Origin of the sequence: uncultured Anaerococcus sp., from assembly GCF_947253225.1 — a bacterium.
Lineage (GTDB): Bacteria > Bacillota > Clostridia > Tissierellales > Peptoniphilaceae > Anaerococcus.
Genome location: NZ_CAMXYR010000015.1, coordinates 13,587 through 30,682, shown reverse-complemented (window position 1 = coordinate 30,682; position 17,096 = coordinate 13,587). Strand labels below are relative to the sequence as shown.

At 36.3% G+C, this 17,096-nt stretch carries 17 protein-coding genes and 1 riboswitch; of the genes, 4 read left to right on the top strand and 13 right to left on the bottom strand.

Annotated features, from left to right (window positions below):
* The first annotated feature begins 190 nt into the window (after nt 1–190).
* From Q0W95_RS03410 to Q0W95_RS03395, 4 genes are all read left to right on the top strand, one after another.
* Complete coding sequence (locus tag Q0W95_RS03410) at nt 191–3,034, top strand: insulinase family protein (protein ID WP_297790010.1); 2,844 nt, start codon at nt 191–193, stop codon at nt 3,032–3,034.
* A gap of 91 nt (nt 3,035–3,125) precedes the next feature.
* Complete coding sequence (locus Q0W95_RS03405) at nt 3,126–4,232, top strand: 5-bromo-4-chloroindolyl phosphate hydrolysis family protein (RefSeq protein WP_297790009.1); 1,107 nt, start codon at nt 3,126–3,128, stop codon at nt 4,230–4,232.
* The gene (locus Q0W95_RS03400; RefSeq protein WP_297790007.1) at nt 4,229–5,329 is read left to right on the top strand and encodes a toxic anion resistance protein; all 1,101 of its coding nucleotides are present in this window, start codon (nt 4,229–4,231) and stop codon (nt 5,327–5,329) included. Before Q0W95_RS03405 ends, Q0W95_RS03400 begins: the two co-directional genes overlap by 4 nt.
* Nucleotides 5,330–5,337: 8 nt before the next feature.
* Nucleotides 5,338–5,598 carry a kinase to dihydroxyacetone kinase gene (locus Q0W95_RS03395; protein ID WP_297790005.1) on the top strand — a complete coding sequence of 87 codons (261 nt, stop codon included), beginning with the start codon at nt 5,338–5,340 and terminating at the stop codon, nt 5,596–5,598.
* Between the two features lie 50 nt (nt 5,599–5,648).
* Here the strand turns inward: Q0W95_RS03395 and fni are convergent, their stop codons facing one another.
* The 13 genes from fni to Q0W95_RS03330 form a co-directional block, all read right to left on the bottom strand.
* Nucleotides 5,649–6,659 carry a type 2 isopentenyl-diphosphate Delta-isomerase gene (gene fni / locus Q0W95_RS03390; protein WP_297790003.1) on the bottom strand — a complete coding sequence of 337 codons (1,011 nt, stop codon included), beginning with the start codon at nt 6,657–6,659 and terminating at the stop codon, nt 5,649–5,651.
* A gap of 8 nt (nt 6,660–6,667) precedes the next feature.
* Entirely contained in the window at nt 6,668–7,858 is a 1,191-nt protein-coding gene (locus tag Q0W95_RS03385) for an LCP family protein (RefSeq protein WP_297790001.1), read from the bottom strand.
* 97 nt (nt 7,859–7,955) lie between these two features.
* Entirely contained in the window at nt 7,956–9,233 is a 1,278-nt protein-coding gene (locus tag Q0W95_RS03380) for a Glu/Leu/Phe/Val dehydrogenase (RefSeq protein ID WP_297789999.1), read from the bottom strand.
* Between the two features lie 99 nt (nt 9,234–9,332).
* Nucleotides 9,333–10,739, bottom strand: coding sequence for a S41 family peptidase (locus tag Q0W95_RS03375; protein ID WP_297789997.1), 1,407 nt, complete (start codon nt 10,737–10,739; stop codon nt 9,333–9,335).
* Nucleotides 10,732–11,085, bottom strand: a complete 354-nt coding sequence (locus tag Q0W95_RS03370; protein WP_297789995.1) for a hypothetical protein — start codon at nt 11,083–11,085, stop codon at nt 10,732–10,734. The genes Q0W95_RS03375 and Q0W95_RS03370 overlap by 8 nt, the downstream gene beginning before the upstream one ends.
* 1 nt (nt 11,086) lies before the next feature.
* Nucleotides 11,087–12,097 (bottom strand): tRNA (adenosine(37)-N6)-threonylcarbamoyltransferase complex transferase subunit TsaD, encoded by a 1,011-nt coding sequence (tsaD, locus tag Q0W95_RS03365; protein WP_297789993.1) that lies wholly within the window; start codon nt 12,095–12,097, stop codon nt 11,087–11,089.
* Entirely contained in the window at nt 12,090–12,530 is a 441-nt protein-coding gene (gene rimI / locus Q0W95_RS03360; protein ID WP_297789991.1) for a ribosomal protein S18-alanine N-acetyltransferase, read from the bottom strand. The genes tsaD and rimI overlap by 8 nt, the downstream gene beginning before the upstream one ends.
* Entirely contained in the window at nt 12,496–13,188 is a 693-nt protein-coding gene (gene tsaB, locus Q0W95_RS03355; protein ID WP_297789989.1) for a tRNA (adenosine(37)-N6)-threonylcarbamoyltransferase complex dimerization subunit type 1 TsaB, read from the bottom strand. Before tsaB ends, rimI begins: the two co-directional genes overlap by 35 nt.
* Entirely contained in the window at nt 13,169–13,615 is a 447-nt protein-coding gene (tsaE, locus tag Q0W95_RS03350) for a tRNA (adenosine(37)-N6)-threonylcarbamoyltransferase complex ATPase subunit type 1 TsaE (RefSeq protein ID WP_297789987.1), read from the bottom strand. The genes tsaB and tsaE overlap by 20 nt, the downstream gene beginning before the upstream one ends.
* Before the next feature lie 74 nt (nt 13,616–13,689).
* The gene (locus tag Q0W95_RS03345; protein WP_297789985.1) at nt 13,690–14,295 is read right to left on the bottom strand and encodes an ECF transporter S component; all 606 of its coding nucleotides are present in this window, start codon (nt 14,293–14,295) and stop codon (nt 13,690–13,692) included.
* A 70-nt stretch (nt 14,296–14,365) separates the two neighbouring features.
* Nucleotides 14,366–14,482: riboswitch (FMN riboswitch) on the bottom strand.
* A 56-nt stretch (nt 14,483–14,538) separates the two neighbouring features.
* Nucleotides 14,539–15,204, bottom strand: a complete 666-nt coding sequence (locus tag Q0W95_RS03340; RefSeq protein WP_297789984.1) for a winged helix-turn-helix domain-containing protein — start codon at nt 15,202–15,204, stop codon at nt 14,539–14,541.
* A gap of 147 nt (nt 15,205–15,351) precedes the next feature.
* Nucleotides 15,352–16,041, bottom strand: a complete 690-nt coding sequence (gene gpmA / locus Q0W95_RS03335; protein WP_297789982.1) for a 2,3-diphosphoglycerate-dependent phosphoglycerate mutase — start codon at nt 16,039–16,041, stop codon at nt 15,352–15,354.
* Nucleotides 16,041–17,090: a rod shape-determining protein gene (locus Q0W95_RS03330; protein ID WP_297789980.1), complete on the bottom strand. Its 1,050-nt coding sequence runs from the start codon at nt 17,088–17,090 to the stop codon at nt 16,041–16,043. Before Q0W95_RS03330 ends, gpmA begins: the two co-directional genes overlap by 1 nt.
* Nucleotides 17,091–17,096 lie beyond the last annotated feature (6 nt).

Here is a 17,096-nt window from a genome sequence, read left to right as displayed (position 1 = left end):
TTAAATATTTATACTATAATTATATAGCAAAATTCAAAAATTATCCACTATTTAGAAAATGTTTTCACCTTTCCCTGGAAAATCCTTGAAAATCAAGATTTAAATAGACTTTTTTATTTTGCTATTTGACGTTTTCTTTCCTCTATAAAGAAGCTTATAAGTAGTATAATGATAAAAATACGGAGGATATATGACTTACACACTAAAAAATAAAGAAACCTTTAATAAACTCGGTCTCGAAGTTTTTCTCTACGACCACGACAAAACTCATGCAAAAATCATCTATGTTAAAGCAGATGATGAAAATAAAACTTTCAGTATCGGATTTAAAACTCCACCAACAGATTCAAAGGGCAAGGCTCACATTATGGAACATTCTGTCCTAAATGGTTCAAAAAAATATAGAACCAAGGATCCTTTTATGGATATGGCTTCTTCTAGTCTACAGACTTTCCTAAATGCCATGACCTATCCCGACAAGACTGTTTATCCAGTTTCTAGCGAAAATGCCAAAGACTTTTCTAACCTTGTGGATGTTTATTTAGACGCTGTCTTTAATCCCTTGGTTGTTGAGAAAAAAGAAATTCTCGACCAAGAAGGCTGGCATTATGAAATGGAAGATGGAAAGATAACAGGGATATCAGGTGTTGTCTATAATGAAATGAAAGGGGCTCTATCCGACCCTGAAAGCTTGATTTATAACGATATCAAGGAACTTTTGTACAAGGGCTCTTGCTATGAATATGAATCTGGTGGCGATCCTGATTATATAGGAGACCTTTCCTATGATGAGTTTGTAGACTTCTACAAAACCCACTATCACCCTTCCAATTCTTATATTTATTTTTATGGAAATATGGAAATCGAACCTTTGATGAAACATTTAGATGAGCAATACCTAAGCAAATATTCCTATAAGGATATGACCTTTCCTATAGAAGTTAAGGAAAATTATTATCCAGATATTATCGAAGGAACATACCCAGCAAGTAAAGAAGAAGAAAATGCCGACTACCTTTCCTATACTTTCCTAGCAAGTTCCGCCCTAGATGCCAAAGAATATCTGACCCTATCTATTTTGGTTAATACTATTTTCAATATGGATTCTTCCAAAATTCGCAAGGAAATATCTGAAAAACTCAATCCTGAATATTTCTACGCAAGAAATGGTTATGGAAATAGATCCTCCGTCCTTATCCAAGCCCAAAAGGCTGACGGCAAGGATATAGAAAGCTTTGTAGATATCATAGAGAGAGGGATAGTTGAAGCTAGTAGGAATATTTCTGAAGAAAGCCTAAAGTCTGCCTTTTCTATCTTCGATTTTGCTCAAAGAGAAAATCTAAATGATGTAAATCGTGGTCTATCTTACTATCTTATGATGAGCTTTGATGCTGATCCTTTCGCAGTCTTTAAGGTTATAGACATCCTCGATGACCTAAAAGCTTTGATTGGAACTGGATATTACGAAAACTTTGTTAAGAAATATTTTTTAAATAACAAAACTCGCCTAATTCATTTGGCAAGACCTGATACAAACTACGCTTATAAAAAATCTCAAGCCTTTAAAGTAAAGATTGATGAAATAAATAAAGATATGGATGAAAAAAGCCTAACAGAAATTAAAAAAGACCTAGAAAAATTCACTATCTACCAAAATAGAGAAAATACTCCAGAAGAAAAGGCGAGTATTCCAAGGCTTGATATTAGGGATGTACCAACAACAGTTGTAAGGACACCAAGAGAAATATTCGCTAATAAATACATCTACCATGACCTAGAGACAAGTGGTCTTATCTATGCCAATTTATACTTTAACATAAATCACCTAGACCTAAGCGAAATGCAGTATGCTCAGCTTATCAATGAATTTATGGCCTCTATTGATACTACTAGCATTTCCTACACAGAAATCGATGATGTTATCTGGCAATACCTAACTGGATTAAACTTTACCATCTCAAATATAAGGTTAGACGATGATAACATCGAAACCAACCTCAAGGTAAGCTTTAAAACCACCAAGGAAAATATTGAAAAATCCCTAACTCTTATCAAGGACTTTTTGACCAACTCACTTTTTTCCAACAAAAAAAGACTCATAGAGCTTTTGAGGATAAGAAAATCAGTCTTTGAATCTAACATGTATGATTCTGGTCACCTAATTGCTATAAATAGGAACAATTCTCACATAGATAAGCTTTCTTACATCAAGGAAAAGCTCACAGGAATTGATTACTACCTCTTTATTAAAGAAGCTATCAAGGAGGCGAGCGATGATTTTGAGAACTTCTCAGCCAAACTTGAGGAAATTTACAAAAAAATCTTCACAGAAAACTTGCAGATAAATATAAGTTGTTCAAGAAAAGACTTCGAGCTTTTCAGAGAAGGTCTTGATAGCAGTTTTGACTTCCTAAATAAAGCTTTAAAGAAAAAATCTATTGACTTTAAGCCACAAGCCCTCAAGGAGGCTATCCTTTCTGACGCCAAGGTTAACTTCGTATCAAAATCGGCTAATCTCAAGGACCTAGGCCTTACCTATAATGGCAAACTCTCCCTTGCAAGTTCAATTTTATCCAATCCCTACCTTTATGAATTGATAAGAGCCAAGGGTGGAGCTTATGGTGCAGGAATGGTTATTGATAGGTCAGCCCTATTTGCAACTTACTCCTATAGGGATCCAAACATAGACCTAACTCTTAAAAATTACGATAAAATTCCTGAGATTTGTAAAAATATAGTTATGGATGCGAGAGATTTTGAAAACCAACAGATATCAACTATGGGCAATTTCCTAAAACCAAAGACTCCTTCCCAAAGGGCCGATGCTGATTTTATTTACTATAAAAAAGCAAATTCCAAGAAAGAAGAAGATATCCTCAAGGAAATCAAAGAGGCTAGCCTTGATGATATAAAAAATATGTCTATATATTTTGAAAAGGCCTTGGCTGTTGATAATATCTGTGTTTTCGGCAACAGGGAAGCTATTTGCGAAAACAAGGACTTCTACGATAGAATAATTGACTTGAATGATTGATATCTTGAATTAAATTTACAATATATTTAAGTATCTTTAATAATATATTCATTTGTAGTATGATATAGTTAAGAAAACAAAAGGAATGCTTATGCCAAATAAAAAATATAAAAAATCTTTCTCCGATTTTGCAGAAGATATTGAGAATTTCTCTTTTGATGATATTCCTTTTGCCGAAATTGGAGAAAAAATCAAAAATTCAATAAATGGAGCTATACGAGGTTTTTCGAGTTCAGGCAAGAAGAAAATCCCTGCCACAAGAAATCCCTTGGTTTGTGAGCAAAAACCTCCACAAAAAGATCTGGGAATCCTTGTAAGAATAGTATCTATAGTAGGAGGTCTTAGTGCAATCTCATCATTTCCAATTTTCTTAGATGGAGAGGTTTTAGGAGCTTTTCTTAATCTAGTTATAGGTACGGCTGTTGCGGTCGGTTGTTGGAAATTTTCAAATAGACTAAGCAGGCTATCTAATAATTACATTAGATACCTAAGAGAACTTGGGGATAATACAGTTATTTCAATTAGGGATCTAGCAAGTGGAGTTGCCCAAAGTGAGAAAGAAACCACCAACGACCTGCTCTATATGATGAGGAAAAATTATTTCAAGCAAGCAAGGATTGTTGAAGATGGCAAAATTTTTATCCTAGATATCCCAACCTTTAAGCTCTATAAGGAAAAGCTTGACCTGCTTCCTTCCTATAGGGAAAATCTAACAAGCGATACTGGTGATGAAAGCCTATCACCTGAGGACTTGAACCTAGTAAGGACTAGGGAAATTATAGAAGAATCGATGGTAAGCTTGGATAAAATAATTTTAAGCAAAAATGAGATTGAAAATATTAGCTTCAAGCAAAATCTCGATAAGTTGATTGTAAATTCTAAGGATATTCTAAAGATAATTGAAAAATATCCCGATAAGGCGACTGGTCTTGGTAAATTTTCAACCTACTACCTACCGACAAGTCTCAAGCTTTCTGAATCCTACAAGGATTTTGAGCTTGTAAATAGCACAGACCCAAGGATTTTAAAATCAATGGAAGAAATTGAAGGATCAATAAAAACTATAGCAGAGGCCTTTGACAAAATGAAAATAGATCTCTTAGATGATAGAGCTATGGACATAAAGACTGAAATTGACACAATTAATCTCTTGCTTAAACAAGAGGGACTCGCAGATGATGATTGGAGTAGCAAATGAGCGATATTAAATTAACCCTTGACGGGGCCAACGAAGATAAGGAACTAGAAAAGATTGATAAAAAATTAGAGCTAATCGAAAACAAAATAACCTTCTCTCCAGCTGAAGAGACAATGATTGATGAGTTTTCCAAAAAAATCGACCTAGAAGATACAAATATAATTCTCCAATACGGATCAGGAGCTCAGAAGAAGATTTCAACCTTCTCTGAAAAAACTTTGGATACGGTCAGAAACAAGGACCTTGGTGAAATAGGTGGTCTCTTGGATCAATTAGTTGTGGATATCAAGTCTATGGATCAAGAAGAAAGCTCAGGTCCTTTGGGATTTTTCAAAAAACAAGTAAATAAACTTGATGCTCTCAAGGCCAAATACCAGTCAGCAGAAAAGAATATATCAGATATTTCTAAAACTTTAGAAAATCATCAAATAACTCTGATGAAAGATATTTCCATGCTTGATCAGATGTATGAACTCAACGAAGATTATTACAAGGAAATTTCCATGTATATAGAGGCGGGAAATAGAAAGCTTATGGCAACTTATAATGAAGAAATTCCTGCTCTTGAGGATAAAGCTAGAAGTTCTAACCTTCCTCTTGATGCTCAAAAGGTTAATGACCTAAAGAGTCAGGCTAACCGTTTTGAGAAAAAGCTTCACGACCTAGACCTAACAAGGATGGTTTCTATCCAAATGGCTCCACAAATAAGGATGGTTCAATCTTCGAATTCTATAATGGCAGAGAAGATTCAAACAACAATTGTAAACACAATCCCTCTTTGGAAGAATCAAATGGTTCTTGCCCTAGGAATGAATCACACCCAACAGGCTATCAAAACCCAGCAAAGAGTTACCGACCTTACCAACGATTTGTTAAGGAAAAATGCTGATATCCTCAAACAAAATACTATCGAAACTGCAAAGGCAACCGAGCGTGGTATAATAGACTTAGATACAATAAAACACACTAACGAAGCTCTAATTTCTACCATTGAAGAAGTTAGAAATATTCAAATAGAAGGTAAGAAGAACAGAGACCTCGCTAGGGCGGAAATCAAAAGCCTTGAAGAGGAACTCAAGAGAAATCTTAATAGATAGGAGACAATATGACAGATAAATTAGAATTTAAGTTCGACTGCCAAATGCTAATAGCAGGCGAAAACCTAGATGAGGACGAAATATTCGACTATATCACAGAAAACCTAGAAGGAGATAGCCTCCTTGCAGTAGGTGATGAAGATTTAATTAAAATTCACTTCCATTCTAACAAACCATGGGAGGTTCTTGAATATGCAGCAAGTCTTGGAGAAATCCACGATATAGTTGTAGAAAATATGCAAAGACAGGCCGAAGGTCTTCAAGGATAAAAATAAGGGATACTAGCAATATCAAAGCTAGTTCCCTTTTTATTTTGCATTTATGATAGAAGTTCCCTGAGTCTACCTACAACCTTGTAGTCAACTTTCTTTAATTCTTCTATATTTTTAACTCCCAAAAGACACATGATAATTTTCATCTTGTAATTTAACTCTTTCAAGAAATCCTCACAGGCAACGTAGCCTCCATGGAGAAGGTATTTTAGAACTTCTCCGCTCATAGCTGCCATATCTGCCCCTATAACTATTGATTTTACAATATCCATAGCTGTCTTTATCCCACCTGATGCGATGATAAATACCTCATCTGATAGGCTTCTTACGTCAATTATCGCCTTGGCTGTAGGTATGCCCCAATCATAAAGTTCGGAAAAATCAGTTTCAACATCTCTTAAATCTTCTATTTCTATGAAATTTGTGCCACCCTTACCAGAAATATCAATATATTTTATTCCCTTTGCCATCAAGTCTTTGGCAACTTCTTTAGAAATTCCTGACCCGGTTTCCTTGACAATAATCGGAATTCCGAGTCTGTTAGAGAGATTTTCTATATTTTTGCCTATACCCCTAAAGTCCCTATCGCCTTCTGGCATTACAAGTTCTTGAGCCATATTTAGGTGAACTTGCATCATATCAGCTCCTACAAGGTCTTTGGCAAAAATAAAGTCATCAAGAGATTTTTCTGAACCAAGATTACCTATTTTTATTAGATTTTTATCCTTTAGGAGGGTAAAAGACTCCCTACTTTCCTCATCATCTATAGCTATAGCCTCACTTCCAACCGCCATAGGAATCCCCGTAGATTCGCATATGGAAGAAAGGTCTTCGTTAATATCAGCTCCCGCTTCTCCACCTCCCGTCATGGCATTTACCATAAGAGGCATGGTGATTTTTCTTCCTAAAAATTCTATAGATGTATCAATTTCATCTATGGCTATTTCTGACAAAGCCTTGTGTTCGAGGTAGATGTCATCTAATAAATTTTCGGTAAAACTCTCACTTTTGAGATAATTTGCTATGTGTTCATCTTTTCTTTCTCTTCTTTGTTCCATCTTACCCCCTAGTCTTCGTTGCTTGTACTTTCTTCGTCTTCTACTGGTTCTTCCTCAGCAGGTGCTTCACTTTCTTCCTTAGTTTTAGGCTTAGGCTTTTCTTCCTCGGAAGGTGCTTCCTCAGCAGGTGCTGGTTGTTGAGGTGTAGGCTGTTCGTATTCATACTCATATTCATAGCTTGGTTCCTCCTGGTAATTGTAGGAAGGAGCCTCTTGGCTTGGGGCTGGTTGTGGATTTTCTACAGGAGCTGGGTTTGCTTCAACAGGTTGTTGGTCTTGTTCAAAGCCCGACTTTTCCCTAGTCCAATTCTTTAACTTGAAGTTTTTGAAATGAGTATCTACAAGTTCCCAAGTTTTTTCAACATCTGGAAGGTAGTAGCTTATCCCATCTATAGTCTGTTCATTGCCTGGAACTGTTAGGGTTGTAACCTTATCTGATGAGAATTTTTTAATATTGTTGGTCAAGTCTACTAGAACACCCATAGGTACATTGGTTTTTACATATTTAAAATAGTTAGTAATAAAGGTCATAAGGTTGATTTTCTCCGATTTCTTTACAATTTCATCAACCATAGCCTTCATGAAACCTTGTTGGGCATTAACTCTTCCCAAATCTCCAGTAAGATAAATTTTTCTAGTTCTCAAATACCAAAGGGCATGTTCGCCATCGAAATGGTTAGGACCTTCCTTGATTTTAATCTTGCCAAGGTCAATATTAACTCCTTTAGGAACATTGAAGTCTACCCCTCCCAAGGCATCTATTATATTTTCAACAGCCTTATAATTTACTTGGATATAATAGTCGATATCAAGACCCAAGAAATTTCTCAGCGTTTGCATACTAAGCTGGATTCCTCCAAAGGCATGGGCATGGTTGACCTTGTCGAACTCATCCCTGATTTTTACTCTACTATCCCTAGGTATTGAAAGAAGTTCAATTTTTCCTGTTTCTGTGTTTGCCTTAAGGAGCATAATTGTATCTGTTCTTGTGAAGTCCTCATTTTCCTCGTCACTAAAGTTTTTGTCAACTCCAACAAGAAGAATCAAATGTTCATGAGCATTCTTATTTACCGCATCATCATCGAAGGAAAAATCATCCCCATAAGCCTGGTTGGCTTCTAGCTTATTTAAGATAGCATTTGACCCAAAATATGCCATTACCGCCACCAGAAAAACAGCTAAAAATCTTTTTAATTTCATTTTCTATCCTTATCTAACATATATAGTCTTACAATAAAATTAAGATCAATTCTTATTTTCCTAATTTTATCCTACTAATATTATATGCCTTTTTTGGCTAATATCTGCCCCTATACTTTAAGGCTTCTGCCATTTGTTCAACTGCAACCATAAAAGAGGCTAGTTTAAGGTCTGTATTTTCCTTTTCTGCCATGGCAAAAATTCTTTCAAAAACTCTTATCATATCATCTTTCTCTTTGTTTTTGACTTGGTCATAGGAAAAATAGTAACCCATTTGATTTTGTATCCACTCATAATGGCTTACCAAAACTCCTCCTGAATTTGCGAGAATATCTGGAATTACGACCACTCCCTTATCTTCTAAGACTGTCATAGCCTTTGGAGTTGTTGGCCCATTTGCCCCTTCTGAAATAACCCTCGCCTTAATCTTTCTGGCAATTTCTTCTGTAATCACATTCTCAAGAGCACAAGGAAGGATTACATCAACATCTAGGGCAAAAAACTCTTCGTTTGAAATTTTTTCAACCTTATCATCCACAAAGCTTAGAACAGATTTGCCATTAACCTTTAGTTTGTGAAGGACTTCTGGGTCTAGGCCTTCTTTTTTATAAATTGCAGAAGACCCTGAAGGTGTATCCTTGTCGCTTGCATTTACAGCCACAAGGCTTGCTCCAAATTCATCCATGTATTTAGCAGCAAAATATCCAACATTTCCAAAGCCTTGGACTATGAAAGTTTTTCCTTTTAGGGTATCATTTTTCCTTTCATAGGCATATTTTACCGCAAGGGCAACGCCAAAACCTGTTGCCTGATCTCTTGCAAAAGAACCACCTAGGGCAAGGGGTTTCCCAGTGAAGGTTGCGACATCTTCTTTCATACCGTTTAAGGTTATATATTCATCTATAAAATATCCCATGATTTTGGCATTGGTATTTACATCTGGAGCAGGAACATCAATTCTTGGACCAAGGTAGTTGTTTATGGCTCGAACATAACCCCTAGACAAACTTTCAAGTTCTCTTTCTGAAAGCTTGCTTGGATCTACGATTATTCCGCCCTTACCTCCCCCAAGAGGGAGTCCCAAAAGGGCAACCTTAATGCTCATCATCATTGATAGGGCAATTACTTCTTCACGACTAACATTCTTATCAAATCTTACTCCGCCCTTGGATGGACCTAGGGCAGATGAATGGGCTGACCTAAACCCCTTAAATACCCTAGTGCTTCCATCATCCATTTTTATAGGAATAGCGACTTCCATAAGTCTTTCAGGCTCTCTAAGTATTTCATAAACGCTTGGATTAAGACCTAGCTTATCGCAAGCTTTCTTGTAGCAAGACCTAGTAGCTTCTAATATGTCCAATTTTTCGCTCATAATTCGCCTCTCTTAATTAATTTCTATAAATAATAATACATATTTTTGAAGTAATCGTCAATTTTATTCATCTTATAAAAATAACTGGTCAACGACCAGCTATTGTTTCTTTGCTCCCATCAACTTTTCTATTGTAGTTAAAGAATCCCTGTAGGACTTAGATATTATATCAGGACTTGTTGGATTTTCCTCATTTATCTTCCCCGCTGGATCATAGCCAAGGGTGTTTGTGTAGGTAAATACAAAACCAGACTTTGGCATTACTGAATTGATTACCCCGAGAGTTATACCATCCCCACCCGTACTTTGACCAATAAGAGTCGCCGTATTCGAATACTTCATAAAGTTTGCAAAGCCCTCGGCGGCAGAGAAAACTCCCTCATCCACCAAGAGATAAATTGAGCCCTGGTAGCCGTAGTCCTTATCAGAAGTATCGGGATTTATGGTAATAACATCCTTCATATACAAGTCAAAGTGCTTCAAATCATCAGCATTATCAAGCTTAATTCCTGAAATATCGACATTTTTCATTCTTTCAACATTAAGACTATCATCTGCAAACATGAGTTTAGCTTGGTTAGATTCTTTAAAAAACAGATTGTTAGTTACAGTTTTCTGGCCAGTAATTAGCTTTGGAAGCAGGAAGTTTTGCCAATATTCCATATTTCCCCCAGCATTTCCTCTAATATCAAGAATTAAAGCCTTATAGAGGTGCTTGTTTTTGAGGAACTCTTTCAAAACCTTGAGGTCTTCAGTATATTTTTCACTTCCAGCCATCTGTTTAATCTTTATCAAGCCTATGCCATCTTCTACTTCCTCAAAGCTTAAATTCCTAGAAGAATCCTCAGAAAAAAGGAATTTTCTCCTATCTATTTGGAAGTTGTCGTCAGTATCAGATTGCATCCCATCAAGCCCATACCTATTTCTTACCACCTGTCTATTGAAGTTTAGAAATTCATAGTAAATCGAAGGAGACTTCCAATTTTTGGAAAAATACCTCATTGTAGCTTCCACATAATCCTTATCGGCAATCCTTGCGTGTTCATTTTTAAGCTCTGCTACTATTTCTTCCATGGCTTTTCTAAAATCATCATCGCTTTCGCAAGCCTCGATTTTTTTTAGGTACTTATCATAATTTTTCAAAAAATCTATCTTATATTCTCTTTTGAGTACACCAAAAAAAGGATAGTTGTTTTTTATCTGGTCAAAGAAATAATTGAAATCCTCAACCCTTTCTTCCTTAGTTAGGCTTTTTGGTCTTGCTGGAGCAGGAAGTTGAAGTTTTAAAGGATAGGTCAAGTTTTTGTACCACTTCAAATAATCGTCTACGCTAAAGTCAGTTATCTTATCAGGGTAAAAACTTCCGTCTGCAAGAATAATCCCATCCTTATCATAGGATTGCATAGCTTTTTTAGTCCTCATTGTTTGTAGCCTTCTTCCAACACAAGATGTAGAAAGCACAAAGATAAGAGCTAAAACTAAAAAAACCTTAAACCTCTTAATCATCTATTAGCCCTCCATTTAAGACCAAATCCCTCTTGTAGAGGTCAAAAAGTAGGGGAATGTTTCCAATTGGATTTACCAAAGAATATACAATTATAAAGACTACAATAAAGGAAAGCTTATTAAGCTCTACTCTTCTTATAGATGCTTGACTGTAATTTTTGTTTTTTAGGTTGGATATAGCATAAACCATATCAAAAATCCCAAATACAATTTCAAAAATCTCCATAAAATATAAGCCAAAAGTCAAGACACCCACTCCCGCACAAAACCATAACAAAGAACTGAGTTTAACTAGGCTATTGTATTTTTTTATTACATTTCTTACTTTTCTATTTCTCTTGGTCATATCATAATTCCAGATTTGGATAAACCTTCATATAGGTATCATCCAAATCTCCATTTTTATAATTTAGGTAGCCTGCCATGGCAATCATGGCTGCATTATCTGTGCAAAGAATTGTTGATGGGTGGTAGAATTTAATTCCTCGCTTTAAGCAAGCTTCAGTCAACCTCTCCTTTAGCCTTGAATTGGCTGCCACTCCGCCACTTACAGCAAGAATTTTAAGTCCAGTTTCTTCTAATACCATCATCGACTTATCAACCAAAACATCTACAACAGCTTCTTGAAAACTTGCCGCAAGGTCAGCCTCGTTTATCTTCTCTCCCTTTTGCTCCATATTGTGGGCATAGTTTAGAACCGCTGTCTTTAGACCAGAAAAAGAAAAATCAAGAGAACCCTTCCTTAGCATTACTCTAGGAAATTCAATTGCTTCTTTGTTTCCTTCTCTGGCAAGTTTATCAATTTTCGGTCCTCCTGGATAGCCTAAGCCAATTTTCCTTGCAACCTTATCAAAAGATTCGCCTGCTGCATCATCCAAGGTCCTTCCCACAACTTCATAGTCTGTATAGGAATTAACCTTGCAAAGATATGTGTGGCCTCCAGAAACAACTAGGCTGATAAAGGGTGGCTTTAATTCAGGGTTTGATAGGTAGTTTGCACAAATATGGCCCTGCATATGGTTAGCTCCAATTAGAGGAACCCCCGTCGCGAGGGAAAGACCCTTAGCCGCTGAAATTCCAACAAGGAGAGAGCCCATTAGCCCTGGTCCCTTAGTTACAGAAATAAGGTCGATATCACCATAGGTGAGATTTGCATCACAAAGAGCCTTCTCAATCAAAGGATTGATAGCCTCCAAATGCTTTCTACTAGCAATCTCAGGCACTACGCCCCCAAAAAGAGCATGAATATCTATTTGAGAAGATATAAGATTGACCAAGACTTCTCTTTCATTTTTAAGGATTGCTACAGAACTATCATCACAGCTTGTCTCAATTCCCATTGTATAAAAATCACTCATATAATTTCCTTTTCATGTTGTAGGCATCGGCTCCAATTTTTTGGTAATAATTCTTCCTAATTCCATCTTTTTCAAAGCCAAACTTCTCATAAAGATTTATTGCCTTAGTGTTTTTGACAGATACTTCAAGCCAAATTTCATTTGCACCATTTTTCTTGCTTTCCTCGAATAGGTGGGTCAAAAGTTGCTCACCAATCCCCCTCATCCTGTAGGATTCATCTACTGCAATGGTGAATATTTCAACAAGGTCAAGAACTCTGCTTGCTATGTAAAAACCTACAACTTCACCGTTCAAGTCGTAAACATAATGGTCCAAAAGAGTATTTGAAGTAAGCTCCTTCATAAGTTGTTTTTTAGACCAAGGTTCAAAAAAAGACTTATTTTCAATCTCGTAGACCTTATCTATGTCCTTGACTTCCATTTTTCTTATCATTATTTAACAACTCCCTTTCTGCCTGACTGGCTCTTAGGTAGTTTGGACCTATCTCATACAAGTTCTTTGCTTTTCTTGTATCTTCAAGAGAAAGTTTTACCAAAGACCTACCTATAGAATTGTTGAAATTTAGAGAAAGTTTGTGGGCACGAACAAACCTATCCCCATATTTTTCATTCATAGTTCCAATAAGCTCAACTTCTTTGTCCAAGGCATTCACAAGACTTGTAAATTCCTCTATGGTATAGAGATCCTCTTTGATAACCTCTCTAAAATTCTCGTCATAAACTGCTCCATAAATCCTATTACCCCTCGCATCTATCATAGGTACCTTTAACCTCTTTGAAGAAGAGTTATTAGCTAGAGCAAGAAGTGTTGAAATAGGAACTAGCTCCTTAGCTGTCGCCTGAGCGAGAGTTTTTGCTACAGTCATCCCTATCCTAAGCCCAGTAAAAGAACCTGGTCCTTGGGCTATTACAAACTTATCTATATCAGAAACCTTCATCCCCAAAAGATTCAAGAGATACTCAATCATAGGCACAAGAGATTCGCTGTGAGTTTTTTGCTGGTTGACGTTAAAATCTCCCAAAATCTCCACTCCATCCGAGATTGTAACTGTAGAAATCATAGTCGAAGTATCAATCGCCAAAATATTCATTTATCTCTCTGCCCCTTTCACTATCTTCTAGGATAGAAATCTTCCTTGTACTTTCATCAACCTTATCGAATTTGACAGTAATCATCCCATCTGGCAGGTAGGAACCTGCATTTTCTCCCCATTCAATAAAAGTTATAGCATCGGTCGGATAGAAATACTCCTCAAAATCAATATCTAAAACATCATCAGGCTCATCAAACCTATAAAGGTCTAGGTGGTAAATTTTTTTCTCAGCCTCGTAGATATTAACTATGGCAAAGGTTGGAGAAGATGAATCAAAAGCATTGAAATACTCACATACTTTCGATGTGAAGGTGGTCTTTCCAGCTCCCATTTCTCCTAGCAAATTTATAACATCACCCTCCTTAAGAAAGGATGCGAATTTTTCTGCAAATTGTCTTAATTCTTCTAAATTTTTAATAATCATAATTCCTCTTTGCTTATATTATACTAAACAAAAGCCAATAAAAAAAGCCCAATCGGGCTGATTGGGCTAATCTCTCATATTCTACCTAAGTTTTTGATTATTGGTGATACCCTCTTATAAACCAATTCTGTAACAAGAGATGCTATAGCACCCTTAATAATATTAAATGGGGCAATAGATAAAACCATGAGGCTAAAGTAAGATTTTACAAGACCATTTGTCTTTGAAGCCATTCCTACAAAGGCGTTTAGGTCAATGTGCATTAGCTTTGCATAGGTTGGGAATACAACAAAGGCATTAGATAAGGTTGCAATTACTGTCATTGCAACTACACCCAGTGATAGGGCAAAAAGAGCAGTCTTTCTAGTTTTTCTATTCTTGTAGATGCTAGCTGATACATAAACATAGACAGCACCTACTATAAAGTTAGAAAGCTCACCCACTCCACCAGTTGTTGTTTTTGATAAATTCAATAAGTTCTTAATTAATTGGATAAGGACACCATACCAAGGTCCCATGGCGAAGCCACCTATTAGGGCAGGTACATCTGCAAGGTCGATTTTCATAAATGGTGGAGCTATTGGAATTGGCATTTGGACAAACATCAAAATATAGGCAAAGGCAGCAAGGATTCCAATTTTTACTACAGCATTTAAGCTAAAGGTTCTACTTCTATTCATATTTCCTCCTTTTCGGGCAATAAAAAATGCCCATCTCAGGGCAGAAATGATAGATTTTCAAAAAAAATCTATAAATCTTCTTTCATCCAGACTATACTGTCGGTATTGGAATTGCACCAATTCAATCCATAAGGACTCGCAGACTCTACTGCCGGTTAAGGAATTGCACCTTTCCCTGAAGATAATTACTATTTTATTATCTGTTTAAGTAAATAATACCATAAAAGTTCTTATTAGGCAAATTTATTTACTATCGTTTTCACACTTATCTAAAATCCATTGGTAGCCTTGCCTGCTGACCGTCTTAATAGGATCAGTTTTTGCCTTCTTAAACTGTGTTCTAATCTTTCTTATGTATTCTCTTACCGACCTTTCAGTTGTTTGTATGCCCCTATCATTCATCTTATCAACAATTTCATCTTTTGATAGGACTCTTCCCATATTTTTAATTAGGATTGAGCAAATGGCTATCTCGCTTTTGGTTAAGTCCAAGATATCATTTCCTATCCTAAAAATACCATTATCTTCCTCAAGGCTACATATGCCTAGACTTATAATATTTGCCTCACGAAGTTCCTCTACCTTGTTAAAAATATCCTTAACAAATTCTTCTCTTGTTAAAGAATGAATTATGAAATCCTTGTCATCAATCTCTTGTTCAAGGGGATTTTTCTTATATCTTTCTGTAAGATAGATTACGGGTATCTTGGTTTTTTGTTTGATAAACTGGATAACTTGTAGACACTTATTATGAGTCATATCAACAAGGATTAGGTCATATCCACTCAAATCACTAAATAAAAGATCGTCTATAGACTCTATCCTATCTACCAAAACTTCTTTCTTATCAAAGTGAGAGTTAATAAGTGAGGACACCCCATTTTCATTCTCTACTGATGCAATCCTCATATTTCCTCCAATCTATGAATTATTTTCAATATTCATCTTTTACTTATCATTTATATTTTACTTTAATTAAAATAAAAACGCAATATTTTCATTTTATAAAGCAGAAAAGTCCAAAGAGCATTTCCCTTTGGACTTTTATCATTAAACTTATAGATAATATTTTTTAACTACATTTAGCTCATCATCAAGTTCGTAAACAAGAGGTTGACCTGTTGGAATTTCAAGGTCCATGATGTCCTCATCTGAAATTCTTTCAAGGTGTTTAGCAAGAGCTCTAAGGCTGTTACCGTGAGCTGCTACTAGGACTGTTTCTCCATTAAGAAGTTGTGGAGCAATATGGTCGAAGTAGTAAGGAAGAACTCTTTCAAGAGTTACCTTTAGGTTTTCAGCTGTTGGGATAACATCTTCTGGGAGATGTTTAAACATAGGAAGGTTTGCTTGTTTGTGAGCTTCTTCTTCACTTAGGGCTGGTGGAAGTGTATCGTAAGATCTTCTCCAAATATGAACTTGCTCATCCCCGTATTTTTCTGCAGTTTCTGCCTTGTTTAAGCCTTGAAGAGCACCGTAGTGTCTTTCATTTAATCTCCAAGATTTTTCTACTGGAACATACATTTGTCCTGAATATTCTAGGGCGAAGTTACAAGTTTTAATTGCTCTTGTAAGGATTGATGTATGAGCATGGTCAAACATAATTCCTGCTTCTTTGATCTTTCTTCCAGCTTCTTTAGCTTCTTCTTCTCCCTTATCAGATAGGTTCACATCAACCCAACCTGTAAACTTGTTGGCTAGGTTCCACTCGCTTTGACCATGTCTTACTAGAACTAATTTTTTTGTCATTATCTTCTCCTTAATTTTTCTTCTCTTTCTAATTCTTTCTGTTTGCCTTTTATGGCATGGTTCTTCTCTTCATCTAGGGATTCCATCCAATTTAGAGCCTTGGATGTACCGATTATTACGCACTCTGAAGGATCATCTGCAATTTTTACTGGTATTTGCAATTTTTCTGCTATCCTTTCCCTAAGCCCTAGAGTATTTGCCCCTCCACCTGTAAGAATTATTTCTCTTTCATAGATATCTGAGGCAAGCTCTGGAGGTGTAACTTCAAGGACTTTTTTTACCCCTTCCAAAATTTTATCAATCTCCGTCCTAACACAGTCATGGATTTCTGCTACTGGAAGAAAGATTTTTTGTGGAAGACCACCTACTATAGCCCTCCCACTAACTTCAAGGGATTGATCCAAGCCCGCAAGTCCTGCTTCGATTTTAATCTCTTCTGATTTTTGATCCCCTATTAATATACCATATCTTTTCCTGATATAGTCTTTTATTTTTCTATCGAAAGAAAGACCTGCCACATCTACTGACCTGCTTGCTACAACTTGACCCATAGAAACTACTGCTATGTCAGTAGTTCCACCTCCAATATCAATAACAAGATTTCCCCCAACATCGGTTATATCAACTCCTGCTCCAAGAGCTGCCGCCAAAGGTTCTTCCATTAGATAAGTCCTATGGGCTCCTGCATTATCCGCAGCTTGGAGGACTGCTCTTTTTTCAACTTGAGTTGACCTTGATGGAACGCAAATAAGGATGTCGGGTTTAAATAGTGATTTTTTTATAGACTTATCAAGAAAATATTTTAACATTCTTTCTGTAGCCCTAAAGTCTGATATTACACCATCTTTCATCGGCATAATCGCCTTTACATTGCCTGGAGTTCTTCCTATAAGTTTTTTGGCCTCGCTACCTACAGCAAGGATCTCATCTGTCAAAATATCGACTGCAATCACTGATGGTTCTTCAAGGACTATGCCCCTACCAGCAACATATACCAAAACTTGAGCAGTTCCCAAATCTATTGCTATAGTTTTTCTTAAGCTTGCCATCATTTC

What these genes read in the sequence shown, in the direction of transcription:
- gpmA (WP_297789982.1), bottom strand. Translation starts at nt 16,041, where the DNA reads ATGACAAAAAAATTAGTTCTAGTAAGACATGGTCAAAGCGAGTGGAAC.
- tsaD (WP_297789993.1), bottom strand. Translation starts at nt 12,097, where the DNA reads ATGAGTGATTTTTATACAATGGGAATTGAGACAAGCTGTGATGATAGT.
- Q0W95_RS03410 (WP_297790010.1), top strand. Translation starts at nt 191, where the DNA reads ATGACTTACACACTAAAAAATAAAGAAACCTTTAATAAACTCGGTCTC.
- Q0W95_RS03395 (WP_297790005.1), top strand. Translation starts at nt 5,338, where the DNA reads ATGACAGATAAATTAGAATTTAAGTTCGACTGCCAAATGCTAATAGCA.
- Q0W95_RS03400 (WP_297790007.1), top strand. Translation starts at nt 4,229, where the DNA reads ATGAGCGATATTAAATTAACCCTTGACGGGGCCAACGAAGATAAGGAA.
- Q0W95_RS03340 (WP_297789984.1), bottom strand. Translation starts at nt 15,204, where the DNA reads ATGAGGATTGCATCAGTAGAGAATGAAAATGGGGTGTCCTCACTTATT.
- Q0W95_RS03370 (WP_297789995.1), bottom strand. Translation starts at nt 11,085, where the DNA reads ATGACCAAGAGAAATAGAAAAGTAAGAAATGTAATAAAAAAATACAAT.
- fni (WP_297790003.1), bottom strand. Translation starts at nt 6,659, where the DNA reads ATGGAACAAAGAAGAGAAAGAAAAGATGAACACATAGCAAATTATCTC.
- Q0W95_RS03380 (WP_297789999.1), bottom strand. Translation starts at nt 9,233, where the DNA reads ATGAGCGAAAAATTGGACATATTAGAAGCTACTAGGTCTTGCTACAAG.
- Q0W95_RS03405 (WP_297790009.1), top strand. Translation starts at nt 3,126, where the DNA reads ATGCCAAATAAAAAATATAAAAAATCTTTCTCCGATTTTGCAGAAGAT.
- tsaE (WP_297789987.1), bottom strand. Translation starts at nt 13,615, where the DNA reads ATGATTATTAAAAATTTAGAAGAATTAAGACAATTTGCAGAAAAATTC.
- Q0W95_RS03345 (WP_297789985.1), bottom strand. Translation starts at nt 14,295, where the DNA reads ATGAATAGAAGTAGAACCTTTAGCTTAAATGCTGTAGTAAAAATTGGA.
- tsaB (WP_297789989.1), bottom strand. Translation starts at nt 13,188, where the DNA reads ATGAATATTTTGGCGATTGATACTTCGACTATGATTTCTACAGTTACA.
- Q0W95_RS03330 (WP_297789980.1), bottom strand. Translation starts at nt 17,090, where the DNA reads ATGGCAAGCTTAAGAAAAACTATAGCAATAGATTTGGGAACTGCTCAA.
- Q0W95_RS03375 (WP_297789997.1), bottom strand. Translation starts at nt 10,739, where the DNA reads ATGATTAAGAGGTTTAAGGTTTTTTTAGTTTTAGCTCTTATCTTTGTG.
- Q0W95_RS03385 (WP_297790001.1), bottom strand. Translation starts at nt 7,858, where the DNA reads ATGAAATTAAAAAGATTTTTAGCTGTTTTTCTGGTGGCGGTAATGGCA.
- rimI (WP_297789991.1), bottom strand. Translation starts at nt 12,530, where the DNA reads ATGATAAGAAAAATGGAAGTCAAGGACATAGATAAGGTCTACGAGATT.